This is a genomic window from Pseudomonas sp. YA1 (assembly GCF_058680555.1).
This window is the reverse complement of the sequence record NZ_JBZWBG010000007.1, coordinates 26,366-45,990: the sequence shown is the minus strand read 5'-3', so window position 1 is coordinate 45,990 and position 19,625 is coordinate 26,366. Positions and strand designations below refer to the sequence as shown.

Here is a 19,625-nt window from a genome sequence, read left to right as displayed (position 1 = left end):
GAGCCTGTTGAACGGGATACGGAGCGGGATACGCTGTGCTGGCTCATACCTTGCCCTCCAGTTCTTTGGCCTGGTTCTTGTTGAACAGGATGATCGGGATGATCAGGATCGCCAGCATCACCACCGCCAGGGCGGACGCCACCGGCCAGTCGCGGTTGTTGAAGAACTCCTGCCAGAGCACCTTGCCGATCATCAGGGTCTCGGGGCCGCCGAGCAGTTCCGGGATGACGAACTCGCCCACCGCCGGGATGAACACCAGCATGCAGCCGGCGATGATGCCGTTCTTCGACAGCGGCACGGTGATCTTCCAGAAGCTGGTGAAGTTACGCGCGCCCAGGTCGGAAGCGGCCTCCAGCAGGCTCGGGTCGTGCTTCACCAGGTTGGCGTAGAGCGGCAGGATCATGAACGGCAGGTAGGAATAGACGATGCCGATGTACACCGCGATGTTGGTATTGAGGATGGTCAGCGGCTCGCTGATGAGCCCCAGCCCCATCAGTACGCTGTTGAGCAGGCCGTTGTTGGAAAGGATGCCCATCCAGGCATAGACCCGGATCAGGATCGCCGTCCAGGTCGGCATCATGATCAGCAGCAGCAGGACGGTCTGCGAGGACTGGCTGGAGCGGGCGATGGCGTAGGCCATCGGGTAGCCCACCAGCAGGCAGATCAGGGTACTGATGAAGGCCATCTTCAGCGAGCCGAGGTAGGCATCGATGTAGAGCGGGTCATCGGTCAGCATCAGGTAGTTGCCGAGGTTGAGGAGCACCTGCAACTGCTGGTCCGCGTAGGCGAAGATCTCGGTGTAGGGCGGGATGGCCACGTCCGCTTCCGCCAGGCTGATCTTCAGCACGATGGCGAAGGGCAGCAGGAAGAACAGGAAGAGCCACAGGAACGGCACCCCGATGACCGCATGCCGCCCGGTGGGCATGCGCTTTTTCAGGCTGTTGGCGAATTTCATGACTGCAGTACCACGCCGCTGTCGTCGTACCAGCTGATGTACACCGACTGGTCCCAGGTCGGCCGGGCGACGTGGCGCTCGGCGTTGGCCATGAAGGCCTGGACGATCATCCCGGAGGCCAGCTTGATGTAGTACACCGAGTGGCCGCCAAGGTAGGCGATGTCGTAGACGGTGCCCTGGGCCCAGTTGTGCCCGGCGTGTTCCAGGTTGTCCGGCTTCTGCGCGCTGATCATCACCTTCTCCGGCCGCAGCGCGTAGGTGATGCGCTTGTCCTCGGCGCGGGTGCTGATGCCGTGGCCGATGTAGATCGGGTTCTCCAGCTGCGGGCAGGCGATCACCGCATGGTCCTGCACGTCCTCCACCAGCACGCCGTCGAACAGGTTGACGTTGCCGATGAACTCACAGACCAGGCGGCTCGCCGGGGTCTCGTAGATGTCCATCGGGCTGCCGATCTGCTCGATGCAGCCCAGGTGCATGATGGCGATGCGCTGGGCCATGGTCATGGCCTCTTCCTGGTCGTGGGTCACCATCACGCAGGTCACGCCGACGCGCTCGATGATCTCCACCAGTTCCAGTTGCATCTGCGAGCGCAGCTTCTTGTCCAGCGCGCCCATCGGCTCGTCGAGCAGCAGCAGCTTCGGCCGCTTGGCCAGCGAACGGGCCAGGGCCACCCGCTGGCGCTGGCCGCCGGAGAGCTGGTGCGGCTTGCGCTTGGCGTACTGGGTCATGTGCACCAGCTTGAGCATCTCGGCCACGCGCTCGTCGATCTCGGCCTTGGGCAGGCCGTCCTGCTTGAGGCCGAAGGCGATGTTCTGCGCCACGCTCATGTGCGGGAACAGCGCATAGGACTGGAACATCATGTTGATCGGTCGCTCGTAGGGCGGCAGGTCGGTGATGTCCTGGCCATCGAGGAAGATCCGCCCCTCGGTGGGCCGCTCGAAACCGGCGAGCATGCGCAACAGGGTGGATTTACCCGAGCCGGAGCCGCCGAGCAGGGCGAAGATCTCGCCCTTGTTGATGGTCAGGGACACGGTGTCCACCGCCAGCGTCTCGTCGAACTGCTTGGTTACCCGGTCGATCTTTACCAGCACCTCTTTCGGCTGCTGGTTGCCCTCTAGGGCTTTCTTGTAGGCACCGGAGGCTATCGCCATTACCACAACTCCCAAGTCGTTGAGCCCGGTCACGCTACCGGGCGGAATTTGAACTTATTTGCCGGTCTTGATCCGGGTCCAGGTACGGGTCTGCAGGCGCAGCACCTTGGCCGGCAACACGGCGGAAACGTAGAGCTTGTCGAGCACGGCCTGCGGCGGATACACCTCCTCGCTGTCGCTGACGCTCTTGTCCATCAGCGGGCGGGCCCCCGGTATCGCGTTGGCGTAGCCGACGTAGTCGCTGACCTTGGCGATCACCTCCGGACGCAGCAGGTAGTCGATGAACGCATAGGCGTTATCGGCGGCCTTGGCATCGGCGGGAATCGCCATCAGGTCGAACCACAGGTTGGCGCCTTCCTTGGGAATCACGTACTGGATGTCGATGCCCTTGCCGGCCTCTTCGGCGCGGGCAGCGGCCTGGAAGACGTCCCCGGAATAGCCGAAGGCGACGCAGATGTTGCCGTTGGCCAGGTCGGAGATGTACTTGGAGGAGTGGAAGTAGCTGACGTAGGGGCGAACCTTGGTCAGGACTTCCTCGGCCTTCTTGTAGTCCTTCGGGTCGTGGGTGTTGGGGTCCAGCCCCAGGTAGTTGAGGGCGGCGGGCAGCATCTCGTCGCCGCTGTCCATGAAGGCCACGCCGCACTTGGCGAGCTTCTTCATGTTCTCCGGCTCGAAGAGGATGGCCCAGGAGTCGATCGGCTGGTCGCCGAGGACTTCCTTGACCTTGGCCACGTTGTAGCCGATGCCGTTGGTGCCCCACAGGTAGGGAACTGCGTACTGGTTGCCCGGGTCGCTGACCTCCAGTTGCTTGAGCAGCGCCGGATCGAGGTTCTTCCAGTTCGGCAGCTTGCTCTTGTCCAGCTTCTGGAAGGCACCGGCCTGGATCTGCTTGCCGAGGAAGTTGTTCGACGGCACCACGATGTCGTAACCGGAGTGGCCGGAGACCAGCTTGCCCTCGAGGGTCTCGTTGGAGTCGAAGACGTCGTAGCTGACGTCGATCCCGCTCTCCTTGGTGAAGTCCTTGAGGGTGGTGGGAGCGATGTAATCGGTCCAGTTATAGATGTGCAGGCTCTTCTTCTCCGCCTGCACGGGGCCCGCGATCGCCGTAGCCAGAGCGGCTACCAGCAGTGTCTTGCCAATGGAATGTTGCATGTCCGACTCCTGTTCCGGGCCTTTTCACGGCAGCACCCTGCCTGTTCGACCCGTGTTCTTCAAGTGCCGATGTAAGCCCAGATCACTCGGGTTTCATGACAACCCGACGATTCCGCCGGGAAACATGAGTGAGCTGGGTTCCCTACCGGCGTGTTGGTTTCAGGTTTTCCGGGCCCTCGGCCCCGGTGCGAGCGACACGACCGGCCCCGGCGCGGCAGATTGGCGCAGCGCCCATGGCAGCGTCTTCGTCGTCGATACTGCGTCCGGTCGTCGGGCCCCCAGGAGGAAGCGTCTGGACGAACGGGTAAAAGAGTCGAACCTCTTCGCAGGGGAGCGTGGCCGGAGGAAACCCGGCCGCGTTCCGGTTCTCTCGTGCCGGAGCGCCGGCGGCTTCAGGCGCCGCCGGGCTCCTCGCGGATCACTTGCCGGACTTGATCTTGGTCCAGCTGCGGGTCATCGCCCGCTGGGTCTTGGCCGGCAGGTCGGGGAAGGTATACAGCTTCTTCATGACCTCTTCGCTCGGGTAGATGCCCGGGTCGTTGCGGATCGCCTCGGACACCAGCGGGGTGGCCGCCGCGTTGCCGTTGGGGAACTGAACCACGTCGGTGATCTCGGCCATGATTTCCGGCTTCATCAGGAAGTTGACGAAGGCCAGGGCGCCCTCGGTGTTCTCGGCGTCCTTGGGAATGGCGACCATGTCGAAGAAGCTGCCGGCGCCTTCCTTGGGAATGTTGTACTTGACGGTGACCTTGTTCTTCGCCTCTTCGGCGCGGGATTTGGCCTGGTAGATGTCGCCGGAGTAGCCGATGGCGACGCAGATGTTGCCGTTGGCCAGGTCGGAAATGTACTTCGACGAGTGGAAGTAGGTGACGTAGGGACGGATCTTCAGGAACAGCTCTTCGGCCGCCTTGAGTTCCTTGGGATTGTCGGTGTCCGGCTTGTAGCCGAGATAGTGCAGGGCCGCCGGGAGGATCTCGGTCGGCGAGTCGAGGAAGCTGACGCCGCACTGCTTCAGCTTCTGGATGTTCTCCGGCTTGAATACCAGGTCCCAGGAATCCACCGGCGCGTTGTCGCCGAAGGCCGCCTTGACCTTGTCCGGGTTGTAGCCGATGCCGATGGTGCCCCACATGTAGGGAATCGCATGCTCGTTGCCCGGGTCGCTGACTTCCAGGGTGTGCATCAGGTCCTTGTTCAGGTTCTTCCAGTTCGGCAGCTTGGACTTGTCGAGTTTCTGGTAGACCCCGGCCTTGATCTGCTTGGCGAGGAAGGAGTTGGACGGCACCACCACGTCGTACCCGGACTTGCCCGCCAGCAACTTGGCTTCCAGCACTTCGTTGCTGTCGTAGACGTCGTAGACGACCTTGATCCCGGTTTCCTTGGTGAACTTCTCCAGGGTGTCCGGCGCGATGTAGTCGGACCAGTTGTAGACGTGCAGTACCTTGTTGTCCGCAGCCTGCGCCATACCGGCCACAGAGCCCGCCAAGGTCAGGGCGAGCAGGGTCTTACCGAAACGTTTCATCATGCGGGGTAGCTCCATTTTTGTTGAAGTATCCGGGCGGTGGCGCAACCGATCGCGTCACCACCCGGTGAGCCTGGCCAACGCACTGGCGCAGTCTGGCAAAAGTCCGCTCAGGGACTCAAGCCAAGACGGCGGCGGCGGTCTGATCGAGGCACTTGCGCGCCAGGGTGATCAACTCATCGATCTGCGACGGATCGATCACCAGCGGCGGCGAGATAATCATAGTGTCGCCCACCGCGCGCATGATCAAACCGTTGCGGAAACAATGTTCCCGGCACAGCATCCCGACGCCCTTGTCGGTGAAACGCTCGCGGGTCTTCTTGTTCTTGACCAGCTCCAGGGCGGCGACCATGCCGACCCCGCGCGCTTCGCCCACCAACGGGTGGTCGGCCAGCTCCTGCCAGCGTTTCTGCAAATACGGTGCCGTTTCCGCCTTCACCTTCTCGATGATCTTCTCTTCGCGCAGGATGCGGATGTTCTCCAGGGCCACGGCGGCCGCCACCGGGTGACCGGAATAGGTGAAGCCGTGGTAGAACTCGCCGCCCTGGTTGAGCACTTCGACGATCTCGTCGCGCACCACCACCCCGCCCATGGGGATGTAGCCGGAGGTGAGGCCCTTGGCGATCGGCATCAGGTCCGGGGCGTTGCCGTAGTACTGGCTGCCGAACCACTCGCCGGTACGGCCGAAGCCGCAGATCACTTCGTCGGCGATGAACAGGATGTCGTACTTGGCGAGGATCTCGCGGATCTTCGGCCAGTAGGTGTCCGGCGGGACGATCACGCCGCCGGCGCCCTGGATCGGCTCGGCGATGAAGGCGGCGACGTTTTCCTCGCCCACTTCGAGAATCTTCTTCTCCAACTGCTCGGCGGCCCAGACGCCGAACTCGTCCGGCGACATGTCGCCGCCCTCGCCGTACCAGTAGGGCTGGGCGATGTGGACGATGCCCGGGATGGGGAAATCGCCCTGCTCATGCAACGCCTTCATGCCGCCCAGGCTGACACCGGCGACGGTGGAGCCGTGGTAGCCGTTCCAGCGGCCGATCACCACTTTCTTCTGCGGCTGGCCCTTGGTCGCCCAGTAATGGCGGACCATGCGCAGCACGGTGTCGTTGGCCTCGGAGCCGGAGCCGGTGAAGAACACGTGGTTCATGCCTTCCGGAGCGACGTCGGCGATCGCCTTGGCCAGCTCGACCACCGGCGGGTGGGCGGTCTGGAAGAACAGGTTGTAGAACGGCAACTCGCGCATCTGCCGGGTGGCGGCCTGGACCAGCTCCTCGCGGCCGTAGCCGACGTTGACGCACCAGAGGCCGGCCATCGCATCGAGGATCTTGTTGCCCTCGCTGTCCCAAATGTAGACGCCTTCGGCCTTGGTGATGATCCGCGCGCCCTTCTCGTTCAACTGCTTGTAGTCGGTGAACGGCGGCAGATGGTGGTCGCGGCTCAACGCCTGCCACTCACGGGTCTTGGCGTTGGTGATTTGGCTGTTCATGTCACACCTCTTCTATTCAAGACTGTCCGGGAGCGGCGGACCACGCCGGCCGCCCCCGGTCAGGATCAAACGGAAAGCAGGAGGAATTCCCGCTCCCAGGAGCTGATTACCCGCTTGAAATTCTCGTGCTCCGCACGCTTCACCGCGACGTAGCCGCTGATGAACTTGCTGCCGAGATACTGCTCGAGGGGCTTGCAGTTCTCCATGCGCTCCAGCGCCGCTTCGATCGTCAGCGGCAGGCGCAGGTTGCGGCGTTCATAGCCGCGACCTTTGACCTGGGCGCTCGGCTTGATGCCTTCGACCATGCCGATGTAGCCGCACAGCAGGCTGGCAGCCAGCGCCAGGTAAGGGTTGGCGTCGGCGCCGGCGAGACGGTTCTCGACCCGGCGGTTCTCCGGGCTGGAATCCGGCACGCGCAGGCCGACGGTACGGTTCTCTTCGCCCCACTCGACGTTCACCGGCGCCGAGGTATCGGGCAGGAAGCGGCGGAACGAGTTCACGTTGGGCGCGAACAGCGGCAGCACTTCCGGGATGAACTTCTGCAAGCCGCCGATATGGTGCAGGAACAGCTCGCTCATGGTGCCGTCGGCATTGGAGAAGATGTTCTTGCCGGTCTTCACGTCGACGATGCTCTGGTGCAGGTGCATCGCGCTGCCCGGCTCGCCGGTCATCGGCTTGGCCATGAAGGTCGCGGCGACGTTGTGCTTGAGCGCGGCCTCGCGCATGGTGCGCTTGAACACCAGGATCTGGTCGGCCAGGTCGAGGGCGTCGCCATGACGGAAGTTGATCTCCATCTGCGCGGTGCCTTCCTCGTGGATCAGCGTATCCAGGTCAAGGCCCTGGGCCTCGCACCAGTCGTACATGTCCTCGAACAGCGGGTCGAACTCGTTGGCGGCGTCGATGGAGAACGACTGGCGCCCGGTTTCCTGGCGTCCGGAGCGGCCCACCGGGGCCTGCAGCGGATAGTCGGGGTCGTCGCTGCGCTTGGTCAGGTAGAACTCCATCTCTGGCGCCACGATCGGCCGCCAGCCCTTGTCGGCATACATCTTCAACACGCGCTTGAGGATGTTGCGCGGCGACAGCTCGATGGGATTGCCGAGCTTGTCGAAGGTGTCGTGGATCACCATCGCGGTGGGCTCGATGGCCCAGGGGACGAGGAACACGGCATTCTCGTCCGGGCGGCAGACCATATCGATGTCGGCCGGGTCGAGCAGGTCGTAGTAAATGTCGTCTTCCACGTAGTCGCCGGTGACGGTCTGCAGCAGAACGCTCTCCGGCAGGCGCATGCCCTTTTCCGCGATGAATTTGTTGGTCGGCGAGATCTTGCCGCGGGCGATGCCTGTCAGATCGGAAATCAGGCATTCCACTTCGGTGATCTTGCGTTCCTTCAGCCAGCTGGTCAGCTGGTCTAACTTGGTAGTCATAAAGACCTCAGGGTTGAGAGTCCGGCCCCAACAGCCGGACTCAACGTTGCCCCGCCCTCTTGCTGCAGGCCTTACCGAAAGCCTGGAAGATAGCGAGATAGTTGGGGTTCGTCAGAACCTGCCACTCCGGGTGCCATTGCACACCAAGAGCGAAGGCTTTTGCACCTTCTACGGAGATGGCTTCGACCAACCCGTCAGGCGCCAGTGCTTCTACTCGAAGGCCCGGCGCCAGACGATCAACGCCCTGGCCATGGATGGAATTGACCTGGAACTCGCTCGGCAAGCCGATACCGGCGAGCACTCCGCCCGGCTGCACATGCATGGCATGGCGCGGCGCGTACTGAACCTCGAGCGGCTGGTCGGCCGGCTCGCGGTGGTCCATGAAGGTTCCGACCTCGTGCACCTTCTGGTGCAGGCTGCCGCCGAAAGCCACGTTCATTTCCTGGAAACCGCGGCAGATGCCGAGGACCGGAATGCCGGCGTCGATGGCGGCGCGGACCAGCGGCAGCGTGGTGGCGTCGCGGTCGGAGTCGTGGAGGGTGCCGGGCTCGCTCGCCGGTCCACTATAATGACGGGGCTCGACGTTCGACGGCGAGCCAGTGAAGAGCAAGCCGTCGACGCTGTCCAGCAGGGCTGCCTGGTCGATCGACTCGCCCAGCGCAGGAATGATCAGCGGGAGACCGCCAGCGCCGTTGACGACGGCACGCAGATATTTGTCGCCGGCAATGTGGTAGGGATGAAGACCGATCTGCTTGGTGCAGGCGGTGACGCCGATTAACGGCAGGCGAGACATGAGACACCCGTTGTTTGTAGATGTTATGGGGTTTGACCGAGCTTAGCGTTGTTCATTTTTTTACACAATAGGCCTGTAAAAAATTGAACACGCACTCCTGAACACCCTTCGACGCGAGGTTTTTTTCGGCTTTTCGTCCGGCGAAAATGCCCTGAAAACGGCCTCAACGCCCCACAAGAGGGCGTTTTTGGCGGCTATTGACATCCCACAGGCTTTCGGATTGACTCATAGCCTACCCCCCGCATGATTGAAATTTTTAACAAAAAAGGTGTTGCATCATGTCGGTACCCCAGCGTGCCGTTCAGCTCACTGAACCGAGCGAGTTCCTCAAGGAACATCCCGAGGTCCAGTTCGTCGACCTCCTTATTGCAGACATGAATGGCGTGGTTCGCGGCAAGCGGATCGAACGCAACAGTCTGAACAAAGTCTTCGAAAAAGGTATCAATCTCCCCGCTTCCCTGTTCGCCCTCGATATCACCGGCTCCACCGTAGAGAGTACCGGCCTGGGTCTCGACATCGGCGACGCCGACCGGATCTGCTACCCGATCCCCGGCACCCTCTCCATGGAACCCTGGCAGAAGCGCCCGACCGCGCAACTGCTGATGACCATGCACGAACTGGAAGGCGAGCCGTTCTTCGCCGACCCCCGCGAAGTCCTGCGCCAGGTGGTGGCCAGGTTCACCGAGATGGAACTGACCATCGTCGCCGCCTTCGAGCTGGAGTTCTACCTGATCGACCAGGAGAACGTGAACGGCCGGCCGCAACCGCCGCGCTCGCCGATCTCCGGCAAACGTCCGCAGTCGGTGCAGGTGTACTCCATCGACGACCTCGACGAATACGTCGAGTGCCTCCAGGACATCATCGACGGCGCCCGCGCCCAGGGCATCCCGGCCGACGCCATCGTCGCCGAATCCGCACCGGCGCAGTTCGAGGTCAACCTCAACCACGTCAACGACGCCCTCAAGGCCTGCGACCACGCGGTGCTGCTCAAGCGCCTGGTCAAGAACATCGCCTACGACCACGAGATGGACACCACCTTCATGGCCAAGCCCTATCCGGGCCAGGCCGGGAACGGACTGCACGTGCATATCTCGCTGCTCGACAAGCACGGCAACAACATCTTCACCAGCGAGGATCCCGAGCAGAACGCCGCATTGCGCCATGCGATCGGCGGTGTGCTCGAGACCCTGCCGGCCTCCATGGCCTTCCTCTGCCCGAACGTCAACTCCTACCGCCGCTTCGGTTCGCAGTTCTACGTGCCGAACGCGCCGAGCTGGGGCCTGGACAACCGCACCGTGGCCCTGCGCGTGCCCACCGGCAGCCCGGACGCGGTACGCCTGGAACACCGCGTGGCCGGCGCCGACGCCAACCCCTACCTGCTACTGGCAGCGGTGCTGGCCGGCGTTCATCACGGGCTGACCAACAAGGTCGAGCCGGGCGCGCCGATCGAAGGCAACTCCTACGAACAGATGGAGCCGAGCCTGCCGAACAACCTGCGCGACGCCCTGCGTGAGCTGGACGAAAGCGAGATCATGGCGAAGTACATCGACCCGAAGTACATCGACATCTTCGTCGCCTGCAAGGAAAGCGAGCTGGAGGAGTTCGAGCACTCGATCTCCGACCTCGAGTACAACTGGTACCTGCATACCGTCTGAGGTAGCGGTATCGGCGCGCCGGCTCCGGGCCGGCGCCGTACGCAGCGAAATCCGGGGCGGTTTCGCAGACACTCAACGCGGGGGCGTCTGTGTCTGGGAAACCGCCCCGGTCCTTTTCTCGGAACCGGGAAATGTGCGCCACGGCACAGCCTGCCGCCACGCCTCCCGCCAGACTCGATGCTGGCCTGCATCAATGCCGCTGCCGCGTGGCTCCGGCACCATCGTCCGCTCCGTTCCGTCCAGCGAGAAGATTCCATGCCCCGCCTTTCCGTCCTGCTGTTCCTCGCCCTCGCGCCCTGGCTGGCCCAGGCCGAGGAGACCCTGCGCGTCTACAACTGGAACGACTACATCGACCCGCAGGTGCTCGAGTCCTTCCAGAAGGACACCGGCATCCGCGTCGAGTACCACACCTTCGCCACCGCCGAGGAACTGGACAAGGCGCTGCGCAGTGGCGAGGCGATCGACGTCGCCGTCCCCTCCCACGACACCCTGCCGGCCCTGCTGAAGGACAACCTGCTGCGGCCGCTGGACTTCACCCAGCTGCCCAACCGCAGCCATCTCGACCGTCAATTGCTGAGCAAACTGGCCGCGGTCGATCCTGACAATCGCCACGCCGTCCCCTATCTATGGGGTGCCGTAGGCCTGGCCATCAACACCCCGCAGGCCGAAGCCGCCTATGGCGGGCCGCTGCCCAACAGCTGGAGCCTGCTGTTCGACGCCAGCCAGAGCCAGCGCCTGAAAAGCTGCGGCATCAGCCTGCTGGACGCGCCGGACGAAACCCTGGCGATCCTCCTCAACTACCAGGGCCGCAACCTCGGTCGTACCGCTCCGAGCCAGGTACGCCGCGCCGCCGAGGCGCTGCACGGACTGCGACCGAACCTGCGCTACGTCGACAGCGAGCGCTACATCGCCGACCTCGAAGGCGGTCGCCTCTGCCTGGCCATGGCCTGGGTCGGCGACGCCCTGCGCGCGGCCAAGGCGGGCCAGCCGGTAAGTTTCGAGGTACCGCAGGAAGGCTCGGTGCTGTTCATCGACAACCTGGTGATTCCGGCCAGCGCCCAGCATCCACGACAGGCGCACCGCTTCATCGACTACCTGATGCAACCGAAGATCGCCGCACAGATCACCGCCGCCACCCTCTACCCCAGCGGCAACGCCGACGCCGCCGGCTTCCTCGATCCCGCCCTGCGCCAGCAACCCGGCCTGTATCCGGACCGCGACACCAGCCGCCGCCTGTTCGCCCTGGAAACGCCGCCGGAAAAACTCCGGCCGGTGGTCGACGAGATCTGGAAGGCCTTCCGCGGCGCCAGCCACTGAGCGGCTTGCCCCGGTCGCGTGAGCTGGCGTCCAATAGCCGCTCACGCCCGGAGACCCGCCATGCAGCCCACCTCGTCCATCCGCAAGCCCCGCGCCAGCAGCCAGGCCCGGATCGCCGCGATCCTCGACGCCGCTCGCGGCCTGCTCGCCGACGAAGGCATCGGCGGCCTGACCATCTATAGCGTGGCCGAACGCGCAGAAATGCCGCCATCGTCGGTCTACCACTTCTTCCCCAGCGTGCCGGCCCTGCTCCAGGGGCTGACCGGCGAGGTCCACGCCGCCTTCCGCGCGTGCCTCGAACAGCCGGTGGACCATGCAGGCCTGCGCTGCTGGCGCGACCTGTCGCGGATCGTCGAGGAGCGCATGCTGGCGGTCTACGCCCGCGACGCGGCGGCCCGCCAACTGATTCTCGCCAGCCACGGCCTGGCCGAAGTCACCCAGGCCGATCGCCAGCATGACGTGCAACTCGGCCAGGCCATGCGCGCCCTGTTCGAGCGGCATTTCCTGCTGCCACCGCTGCCGACCGATATCGAGATCTTCAGCCTGGCCATGGAGCTAGGCGATCGCGTCTACGCATTGTCGGTACAGCGTCACGGGATCATCGACGCACGCCTGGCGGAAGAAGGCATGCGGGTGTTCGACGCCTACCTGGGGCTCTACCTGCCGCCGATCCTGGAAAAGCGTAGCGAACCATTATCCGGATTTATATCCGATTTAAATCGATAGAAAATCCATAACACCCCCTTAAGCCGCTTCACAGTCCGATTTTTATCGGATATAAATCCGCCCATCACTCGATCGGGCGCGACACCCCGTTCCCGCCCGCCCGACCCACAACCGGCCGCCGCCAAGCCCGGCAGCCATCCGAGCCAGCACACGAGGTGTTCCATGACCCGCAACGTCACCGTCGCCGCCACCCAGATGGCCTGCTCCTGGGATCGTCCGGCGAACATCGCCCGCGCCGAGAAACTGGTGCGCCAGGCCGCCGCCAGGGGTGCGCAGATCATCCTGATCCAGGAACTGTTCGAGACTCCCTACTTCTGCCAGAAGCCGAACCCGGACTACCTGCAGCTGGCCACCACGGTCGAGGAGAACGCCGCCATCGCCCACTTCCAGGCCCTCGCCCGGGAGTTGCAGGTGGTATTGCCGATCAGCTTCTTCGAACGCGCCGGGCGCGCCCGCTTCAACAGCATCGCGGTCATCGACGCCGATGGCGGCAACCTCGGGGTCTACCGCAAGAGCCACATCCCGGACGGCCCGGGCTACCACGAGAAGTACTACTTCAATCCGGGCGACACCGGCTTCAAGGTCTGGCAGACCCGCTACGCACGGATCGGCGTCGGTATCTGCTGGGACCAGTGGTTCCCCGAATCGGCGCGCAGCATGGCGTTGCTCGGCGCGGAACTCCTGTTCTACCCGACCGCCATCGGTAGCGAACCGCACGACGCCAGCATCAGCTCGCGCGATCACTGGCAGCGCGTGCAGCAAGGCCATGCCGGAGCCAACCTGATGCCGCTGGTGGCTTCCAACCGCATCGGCCGCGAGGAGCAGGACGGCTACGACATCACCTTCTATGGTTCTTCGTTCATCGCCGACCCGTTCGGCGAGAAAGTCGAGGAGCTGAACCGCACCGAGGAAGGTATCCTTGTCCACACCTTCGACCTCGATGCGCTGGAGCGCACCCGCAGCGCCTGGGGCGTGTTCCGCGACCGCCGGCCGAACCTCTACGGTCCGCTGAAGACCCTCGACGGTTCGCTGGAGTCCTGAGGCCTCGGGAAACGATCCGCGCGGGGACGCCCCGCGCATTCCGCGCCGGCGTCCGCCGCGCATAGCAACGATTTCAGGAGCAGCGATGAGCAATCCGACCAGCACCCCACGCGCCGACGTCTTCCGCATGCCCGCCGAATGGGAACCCCACGAGCAGACCTGGATGGTCTGGCCGGAGCGCCCGGACAACTGGCGCAACGGCGGCAAGCCGGCCCAGGCGGCCTTCGCCGCGGTGGCCAAGGCCATCGCGCGCTTCGAGCCGGTCACCGTCTGCGCCAGCGCCGGGCAGTACGAGAACGCGCGCGCACGCCTCGACGACGGCAACATCCGCGTCGTGGAAATCAGCAGCGACGATGCCTGGGTCCGCGACACCGGCCCGACCTTCGTCATCGACGACAAGGGCGACGTACGCGGCGTCGACTGGGGCTTCAACGCCTGGGGCGGCTTCGAAGGCGGCCTGTACTTCCCCTGGCAGCGCGACGACCAGGTGGCACGCAAGATCCTCGAGATCGAACGGCGCGCCCGCTACCGCACCGACGACTTCGTCCTCGAGGGCGGCTCGATCCACGTCGACGGCGAAGGCACGCTGATCACCACCGAGGAATGCCTGCTCAACCACAACCGCAACCCGCACCTGAGCCAGGCGGAGATCGAGCGGACCCTGCGCGACTACCTTGCGGTGGACAGCATCATCTGGCTGCCGAACGGCCTCTACAACGACGAGACCGACGGCCACGTCGACAACTTCTGCTGCTACGTGCGTCCCGGCGAGGTGCTGCTGGCCTGGACCGACGACCAGGACGACCCGAACTACCTGCGCTGCCAGGCCGCCCTCCGCGTGCTGGAAGAAAGCCGCGACGCCAAGGGACGCAAGCTGGTGGTGCACAAGATGCCGATCCCCGGCCCGCTGTATGCGACCCAGGAAGAGTGCGACGGCGTGGATATCGTCGAGGGCAGCCAGCCGCGCGATCCCTCCATTCGCCTGGCCGGTTCCTACGTGAACTTCCTGATCGTCAACGGCGGCATCGTCGCGCCGAGCTTCGACGATCCCAAGGACGCCGAGGCCAGGGCGATCCTCCAGCGGGTGTTCCCCGAGCACGAGGTGGTGATGGTCCCGGGGCGCGAGATCCTCCTCGGCGGCGGCAACATCCATTGCATCACCCAGCAGCAACCGGCGCCGCGCAAGGCCTGACGGGCATCCCGCAGGGCGGATGGCCAGCCGCGGCGCTGTTCGCCCTGGCCGGCCCGGCACGCCGAGTGGCGCCCTGAATGAAAAAAGCCCGCGTCCTCCTGGAGGACGCGGGCTTTTTCCTGTCCGGCCGGAGCTTACAGCAGCGGCAGGGTGTAGCTGACGATCAGGCGGTTCTCGTCCTGGTCGCGCTGGTTGTTGCTCGAACCGGCGGCCGGCAGGCCGCTGCGGAAGGAGGCGTTCTTCCAGGTGAAGCCCAGGCCCTTGAAGGTGCCGTCCGGGATCACGTAGGCCAGGGAGATATCGCGTTCCCACTCGCTCTGGTCGCCGCGGGCGGTCTTGATCTTGTCGCCGCTCAGGTAAATGGTGTTGAAGGTCAGGCCCGGCACGCCGACGGTGGCGAAGTCGTAGCCGTAGCGGACCTGCCAGGTGCGCTCGCCGGCACGCTGGAACTTGCCGATCTGCACGTCGGTGATCAGGTACGCGGTGGAACCTTCGCCATCGCCACGGTTCAGGAACGGGAAGTCACTGTCGCCGTTGAGGATCTGGTAGCCGGCACCGATGCTGTGGCCGCTGACGGTATAGGTGAAGAGGCCGCTGAAGGCGCGGTTGTCGACTTCGCCCTTGGTCACGCCGCTGCCGTAGTAGCCGCTGCTGACGTAGCCGTCGGCACGGCCGGAACGGCTGCCGTTCTTGCCGTCGGAGCTGCTGTCGAAGGCGCGCAGGTCGGTCTTCAGGACGCCCGGGCCAATCTGCCAGTTGTGGATCAGGCCGAGGAAGTGCTGCTTGTAGAAGTCGTCCAGGTTGCCGTAGTAGTACTGCAGGGTCAGGTCCTTGTTGACCTTGTAGTCGCCACCCGCGTAGTAGAACTTGTTGCTGTCGCGCGAGCTGGCGCTGCTGCCGTTGGCGCCGGCGATGCTCAGGCTGCGGTTGTCGGTGGAGTTACGGCCCTTGGAGTGCTCCAGTTGGCCGGCAACCAGGGTGAAGTCCTTGAGATCGGTCGAGGTGACCTGGCCGCCCTCGAAGGTGACCGGCAGCAGGCGGCCGTCGTTGTAGGTGACCACCGGCAGCTTCGGCTGCAGGGTGCCGTAGCGGAACTCGGTGTTGGATACCTTGGCCTTGGCGGTCAGGCCCAGGCTGGCGAAGTCGTGCACCGGCTCGCCGTTGCTTTCCAGCGGGAACACGGTGCCCGGCTGGCGGTCCAGGCCGCTCTTGCCGGCACGGCCGCCGCCGTCCAGGCGCACGCCGAGCAGGCCCAGCGCGTCGACGCCGAAGCCAACGGTGCCCTGGGTGAAGCCCGACTGGTAATTCAGGATGAAGCCCTGGCCCCACTCTTCCTGCTTGCTCGGCGAGGCGCTGCCATTGCGGTTGTCGGTATTGATGTAGAAGTTGCGCAGGGTCAGCGATGCCTTGCTGTCCTCGATGAAACCGGCGGCGACCGCCTGTTGCGCCAGGGCACCGAGGGTACCGGCAGTGATGGCCAGGGCCAGTCGTGACTTGTTGATCTTGCGACTCTTCATTGGTCTTTTCCCCATTGGTATTGCTAATTGTCTTCCGGTCGGGGGAAGTGGAACGCGTGGGCCCGACCGGTCGTTGAAACACTGAGCGCCGAACCATCCCGGAAGATGGCGCGCGCGAAACTCGGCATTCGATGGATCAGGAAACGGCGCAACCCGCGACGATGGAACGACGGGGCAGGCAAGCAGGCAGGGAGGCAGCGAACGGAAGCGTGTGCATGGGTGTACTCGTGTCTTGTTATTGTGCGGCGGGTGTCTCGACCCACCGCCAGTGAAGGCAATTTGTAAGCCAATCTTTCCATCGGGCTCCGCCTTCGCGTCCTCTCGGGCTTCCTGCCCTTCTCCCGGCTGACGGGCCGGAGGGTATCGGCAGAAAACCGCCTATTACAGCTTCCTTTCTGGCGAGTTACCGCCACGTTTCAGAAAATCGTTATTTCCTGCGCTTTATAGCGCGTGGGTAATAAACAGTAAAATATCCGCAATAAACCTAAAAAGAATTAATTATTCGTATTTAATAGCTTTAAGGAATATTGTACCGCAGCCGCAGCCTGCCGGTCGCCTCCCCAAAGAGGTATTCCGTGGCGCCGTCGACAAAACGGAAACGTTTGCCCAGCGGTCAGCCCACGACGATGCAGTCCTTGCCCTGGCGCTTGGCCGAGTACATCGCGGCGTCGGCCCGGCTGTAGAGGGCACCGAGCCCCTCGTCATCAGCCTGGAGGACCGTCAGGCCCTGGCTGACGGTGATCCCGAAGCTTTGTTCGCCCTCCTGGAAGCGCAGGCGTTGCACCTCGCGCTGCAGGCGTTCGCCGATCTGTCGCGCGGTCTGCTCGTCGCAGCCGGGCAGCAGCACGGCGAACTCCTCGCCGCCGATCCGCCCGAACAGGTCGCCACGGCGCAACGCGGCACTGCCGCTCTGGGCGATACGCTGGAGGACCTGGTCGCCGACCTGGTGGCCGAAGCGGTCGTTGATCTTCTTGAAGTCATCGACGTCCAGCAGCAGGAACGCCAACGGTATCCCCTCGCGGCGACACTCCTTGAAGGCCGCCTCGGCACTGTCGAAGAAATAGCGACGGTTGCTGCTCTGGGTCAGCACATCGGTGGTGGCCAGCCGTTGCAGCTCGCTCTCCATGTGCTTCTTGTCGGTGATGTCCTCGGCGATGCCCACCACCATCAGCGGCAGTCCCGCCTCGCCCTGGCGGCTGACGAAGCACTTGTCGTTGAGCCAGCGGACCTCGCCGTCGCCACGCACGATGCGGTATTCGCGTTGTTCCACGGCGCCACGTTCGAGCACCTGCAGCAGGCTGCTGTCGGCGTAGTCGAGGTCGTCCGGGTAGATGCTGTTGCGCCATTCCTCGTAGTCCGCCAGCAGCAGCGCCGCGGAACGGCCGAAGATTTTCTCGTAGGCGGGGCTGACGTAGACCATTCGCCGGTTCTGCCAGTCGTAGGCCCAGAGCACCGAGTTGACGCTGGCCAGCAAGGCGCTGAAGAGTTGCTCGCGCTCCTTCAGCCGGGCCACTTCGGCACGGCTGTGCAGCAAGGCCAGCGCGGCCTCCTGCGGGTCTTCGGGAATGCCGGTTAGGTCGTCCATGGATCGTCGCTCTGCTCGCGGAACGGGTTCGACCGCCAACTTAGCGCAGGGGTCGCGGCGATACAGAAATGCCCGCCGAACGGCAGGGAAAGGCTCCAGCCAGTGCGCTCGGTCACAATTGCCGAGCGATGCCGTTCGTATTCGCCGGAGCCTGCACGCCCAGTTGTTTCTGCGCCTCGAACAGCGAGCGCAGGAACAGGGTCAGGGTCGGTCGTTCTTCGTGTCCCTGGCGGGTAATGCAATGGAATTCCGAGTCGTAGGCCAGTTGCCGTGGCCGGATCGCCCGCATGCGCCCTTCGGCGACCCAGGTGGCGGCATAGTGCGTCGGCAGGTAGCCGATGTAGGTACCGCTGAAGACCAGGGTAGCGATGGCCTCCATGGTGTAGGCGTCGGTTCCCTGGTTGAAGCGCAGGTCGTGCGGGCGGTGGTTTTCCGCCATGTAGCCGCGGCCGACATAGTCGGCGGCGCAGATCTCGTCCAGCGCCGGTTCGTCGTCCGCCCGGGCGAAGAAGGGGTGCGCGCTGCCGCAATAGAGGTTCTGCTCCTCGCGGAACAGGGGTTGGTAGTAGAGCCCGGACAACCGGTGGTGGAAGGCCCCCACCGCCAGTTGCAGGCGCTCTTCCAGCACCGCGTGCTCGAGTTCGTCGGGACGCCGCGTGTGCAGCTTGAGCAGCACCTCCGGGGCGCGCTGGCGAAACAGCCGGATGGCCAGCGGCAACGGTAGGCAATGCTGGCCGATGACGCCATCGACGCAGCCCAGGTGCAACGCCTCGCGATCGCGCCCGCCGAGGCCACGGACCTGCTCGCGGAAACGGGCGATGTCGCTGAACAGGCCGAGCGCGGCGTCGTAGAGTTCCTGTCCCTCCTCGGTCAACTGGAAACCGCCGTTGCCGCGCCGGCACAGGGAATAGCCCAGGCGCACCTCCAAGTCGCGCACCAGCACGCTCAGGCGCGACAGGCTGGTGTTCAGGCGCGCCTGGGCGGCAGTGAAGCCGCCGGCCTCGACGATGGCGCAGAAGGTCCGCAGCATGCGCAGGTCGATGTCGTTGAGGTTGCCCAGCATTCCCGCCCCCATGGCGTTCGGTCCGCCTTCGTTATAGCGCCAAAGCCGGGCCGGCGGAACGCCGTCAGGCGCTTCGCGCGGCCGACTCGGCAAGCAGGCAGAGCAGCTCGAACATCATGGTCGCCCCCACCAGCGCCGTGGCGCCGCCGACATCGAACGGCGGCGAGACTTCCACCACGTCGGCGCCGACCAGGTCCAGCCCGCGCAGGCCGCGGACCAGCTGCTGGGCCTGGAGGCTGGTCATGCCGCCGATCTCCGGGGTGCCGGTGCCGGGCGCGAAGGCCGGGTCGAGCACGTCGACGTCGAAACTCACATAGGTCGGCCCGTCGCCCACCACCCGCCGCGCTTCGGCCAGGGTCGCCTCGACGCCCAGTTCGACGAACTCCTCCATGTGGATCACGCGGATGCCGCACTCGCGGGCGAAAGCGTCGTCGTCCGGCGAATACACCGAGCCGCGGATGCCGATCTGCACCGTGCGCAGCGGATCGAGCAGACCTTCCTCGATGGCTCGGCGGAATGGCGTGCCGTGGGTGTAGGGGTTGTCGCCGAAGTAGCGGTCGTTGGTATCGGAATGCGCATCGAAATGCACCATGCCCAGCGGCCGCTCGCGACCCAGGGCGCGAAAGATCGGCAGGGTCACCAGGTGGTCGCCACCGACCGACAGCGGCAGGGTGCCGGCGGCATGGACCTGGCGATAGAAGCCTTCGATGCGGCGCAGCGAATCGAGCAGGTCGATGGGATTCACCGGCGCGTCGCCGAGGTCGCCGACCCGCACCAGGTCGTAGGGCGCGATGCGGCTGACGTGATGCACCTTGCGCATCAGGCTGGACAGGTTGCGCACCTCGCGCGGGCCATGGCGGGCACCGGCGCGGTTGGTGGTGCCGCCGTCCCAGGGCACGCCGATCAGGCCGACCTGCAGCGCCGCCGGGTCGGTGAACGCCGGCAGGCGCATGAAGGTCGGGATACCGGCGAAGCGGGGAATCTCGGCGGCGTCGAGGGGCTGCGGATGATCGTTCGACATGGGGCGTCTCCGTGTGGCAGGAAGA

At 64.6% G+C, this 19,625-nt stretch carries 16 protein-coding genes; 5 read left to right on the top strand and 11 right to left on the bottom strand.

What is annotated here, in order from left to right:
* Positions 1-43 precede the first annotated feature (43 nt).
* The 7 genes from AC4OR5_RS11255 to AC4OR5_RS11225 all read right to left on the bottom strand — a co-directional run bounded on the left by AC4OR5_RS11255 (position 44) and on the right by AC4OR5_RS11225 (position 8,483).
* On the bottom strand, positions 44-925 hold the full coding sequence (locus AC4OR5_RS11255) for an ABC transporter permease subunit (RefSeq protein ID WP_003121722.1): 882 nt from the start codon (positions 923-925) through the stop codon (positions 44-46).
* Between the two features lie 26 nt (positions 926-951).
* Positions 952-2,106 carry a polyamine ABC transporter ATP-binding protein gene (gene potA / locus AC4OR5_RS11250; protein ID WP_003084303.1) on the bottom strand — a complete coding sequence of 385 codons (1,155 nt, stop codon included), beginning with the start codon at positions 2,104-2,106 and terminating at the stop codon, positions 952-954.
* 54 nt (positions 2,107-2,160) lie between these two features.
* Positions 2,161-3,258 carry a spermidine-binding protein SpuE gene (spuE, locus tag AC4OR5_RS11245; RefSeq protein ID WP_003084301.1) on the bottom strand — a complete coding sequence of 366 codons (1,098 nt, stop codon included), beginning with the start codon at positions 3,256-3,258 and terminating at the stop codon, positions 2,161-2,163.
* Positions 3,259-3,676: 418 nt separating this feature from the next.
* Positions 3,677-4,780 (bottom strand): putrescine-binding protein SpuD, encoded by a 1,104-nt coding sequence (gene spuD / locus AC4OR5_RS11240; protein WP_003084299.1) that lies wholly within the window; start codon positions 4,778-4,780, stop codon positions 3,677-3,679.
* A 115-nt stretch (positions 4,781-4,895) separates the two neighbouring features.
* Positions 4,896-6,266, bottom strand: a complete 1,371-nt coding sequence (gene spuC / locus AC4OR5_RS11235; protein WP_003084297.1) for a putrescine--pyruvate aminotransferase — start codon at positions 6,264-6,266, stop codon at positions 4,896-4,898.
* Positions 6,267-6,331: 65 nt separating this feature from the next.
* Positions 6,332-7,690: a glutamine synthetase family protein gene (locus AC4OR5_RS11230; protein WP_003084290.1), complete on the bottom strand. Its 1,359-nt coding sequence runs from the start codon at positions 7,688-7,690 to the stop codon at positions 6,332-6,334.
* A 40-nt stretch (positions 7,691-7,730) separates the two neighbouring features.
* Positions 7,731-8,483, bottom strand: coding sequence for a gamma-glutamyl-gamma-aminobutyrate hydrolase family protein (locus AC4OR5_RS11225; protein ID WP_003112938.1), 753 nt, complete (start codon positions 8,481-8,483; stop codon positions 7,731-7,733).
* A 278-nt stretch (positions 8,484-8,761) separates the two neighbouring features.
* Here AC4OR5_RS11225 and AC4OR5_RS11220 point away from each other — a divergent pair, with 278 nt between their 5' ends.
* The 5 genes from AC4OR5_RS11220 (at position 8,762) to aguA (ending at position 14,414) form a co-directional block, all read left to right on the top strand.
* Positions 8,762-10,138, top strand: coding sequence for a glutamine synthetase family protein (locus AC4OR5_RS11220; RefSeq protein WP_003112937.1), 1,377 nt, complete (start codon positions 8,762-8,764; stop codon positions 10,136-10,138).
* 255 nt (positions 10,139-10,393) lie between these two features.
* Positions 10,394-11,455, top strand: coding sequence for a polyamine ABC transporter substrate-binding protein (locus AC4OR5_RS11215; RefSeq protein WP_003084273.1), 1,062 nt, complete (start codon positions 10,394-10,396; stop codon positions 11,453-11,455).
* A gap of 60 nt (positions 11,456-11,515) precedes the next feature.
* Positions 11,516-12,181 (top strand): TetR/AcrR family transcriptional regulator, encoded by a 666-nt coding sequence (locus tag AC4OR5_RS11210; RefSeq protein WP_058160845.1) that lies wholly within the window; start codon positions 11,516-11,518, stop codon positions 12,179-12,181.
* 162 nt (positions 12,182-12,343) lie between these two features.
* A complete protein-coding gene (gene aguB, locus AC4OR5_RS11205) occupies positions 12,344-13,222 on the top strand; it encodes an N-carbamoylputrescine amidase (protein ID WP_003111119.1) in 879 nt (292 codons plus the stop codon).
* Between the two features lie 85 nt (positions 13,223-13,307).
* On the top strand, positions 13,308-14,414 hold the full coding sequence (gene aguA / locus AC4OR5_RS11200) for an agmatine deiminase (protein ID WP_058160844.1): 1,107 nt from the start codon (positions 13,308-13,310) through the stop codon (positions 14,412-14,414).
* A 134-nt stretch (positions 14,415-14,548) separates the two neighbouring features.
* Here aguA and AC4OR5_RS11195 read toward each other — a convergent pair whose 3' ends face one another.
* The 4 genes from AC4OR5_RS11195 to speB form a co-directional block, all read right to left on the bottom strand.
* Positions 14,549-15,931 (bottom strand): OprD family porin, encoded by a 1,383-nt coding sequence (locus tag AC4OR5_RS11195; protein ID WP_009875698.1) that lies wholly within the window; start codon positions 15,929-15,931, stop codon positions 14,549-14,551.
* Between the two features lie 613 nt (positions 15,932-16,544).
* Complete coding sequence (locus AC4OR5_RS11190; protein WP_003084261.1) at positions 16,545-17,516, bottom strand: GGDEF domain-containing protein; 972 nt, start codon at positions 17,514-17,516, stop codon at positions 16,545-16,547.
* 112 nt (positions 17,517-17,628) lie between these two features.
* Entirely contained in the window at positions 17,629-18,591 is a 963-nt protein-coding gene (locus tag AC4OR5_RS11185; protein ID WP_003128540.1) for a LysR family transcriptional regulator, read from the bottom strand.
* Positions 18,592-18,643: 52 nt separating this feature from the next.
* Positions 18,644-19,600: an agmatinase gene (gene speB / locus AC4OR5_RS11180; protein ID WP_003104498.1), complete on the bottom strand. Its 957-nt coding sequence runs from the start codon at positions 19,598-19,600 to the stop codon at positions 18,644-18,646.
* Positions 19,601-19,625 lie beyond the last annotated feature (25 nt).

Bases quoted from the DNA above. Each gene is read 5' to 3' on its own strand.
- AC4OR5_RS11210 (WP_058160845.1), top strand. From the start codon at position 11,516: ATGCAGCCCACCTCGTCCATCCGCAAGCCCCGCGCCAGCAGCCAGGCC.
- speB (WP_003104498.1), bottom strand. From the start codon at position 19,600: ATGTCGAACGATCATCCGCAGCCCCTCGACGCCGCCGAGATTCCCCGC.
- AC4OR5_RS11190 (WP_003084261.1), bottom strand. From the start codon at position 17,516: ATGGACGACCTAACCGGCATTCCCGAAGACCCGCAGGAGGCCGCGCTG.
- AC4OR5_RS11220 (WP_003112937.1), top strand. From the start codon at position 8,762: ATGTCGGTACCCCAGCGTGCCGTTCAGCTCACTGAACCGAGCGAGTTC.
- aguB (WP_003111119.1), top strand. From the start codon at position 12,344: ATGACCCGCAACGTCACCGTCGCCGCCACCCAGATGGCCTGCTCCTGG.
- potA (WP_003084303.1), bottom strand. From the start codon at position 2,106: ATGGCGATAGCCTCCGGTGCCTACAAGAAAGCCCTAGAGGGCAACCAG.
- spuE (WP_003084301.1), bottom strand. From the start codon at position 3,258: ATGCAACATTCCATTGGCAAGACACTGCTGGTAGCCGCTCTGGCTACG.
- AC4OR5_RS11225 (WP_003112938.1), bottom strand. From the start codon at position 8,483: ATGTCTCGCCTGCCGTTAATCGGCGTCACCGCCTGCACCAAGCAGATC.
- AC4OR5_RS11185 (WP_003128540.1), bottom strand. From the start codon at position 18,591: ATGGGGGCGGGAATGCTGGGCAACCTCAACGACATCGACCTGCGCATG.
- AC4OR5_RS11215 (WP_003084273.1), top strand. From the start codon at position 10,394: ATGCCCCGCCTTTCCGTCCTGCTGTTCCTCGCCCTCGCGCCCTGGCTG.
- spuD (WP_003084299.1), bottom strand. From the start codon at position 4,780: ATGATGAAACGTTTCGGTAAGACCCTGCTCGCCCTGACCTTGGCGGGC.
- spuC (WP_003084297.1), bottom strand. From the start codon at position 6,266: ATGAACAGCCAAATCACCAACGCCAAGACCCGTGAGTGGCAGGCGTTG.
- aguA (WP_058160844.1), top strand. From the start codon at position 13,308: ATGAGCAATCCGACCAGCACCCCACGCGCCGACGTCTTCCGCATGCCC.
- AC4OR5_RS11255 (WP_003121722.1), bottom strand. From the start codon at position 925: ATGCCCACCGGGCGGCATGCGGTCATCGGGGTGCCGTTCCTGTGGCTC.
- AC4OR5_RS11195 (WP_009875698.1), bottom strand. From the start codon at position 15,931: ATGAAGAGTCGCAAGATCAACAAGTCACGACTGGCCCTGGCCATCACT.
- AC4OR5_RS11230 (WP_003084290.1), bottom strand. From the start codon at position 7,690: ATGACTACCAAGTTAGACCAGCTGACCAGCTGGCTGAAGGAACGCAAG.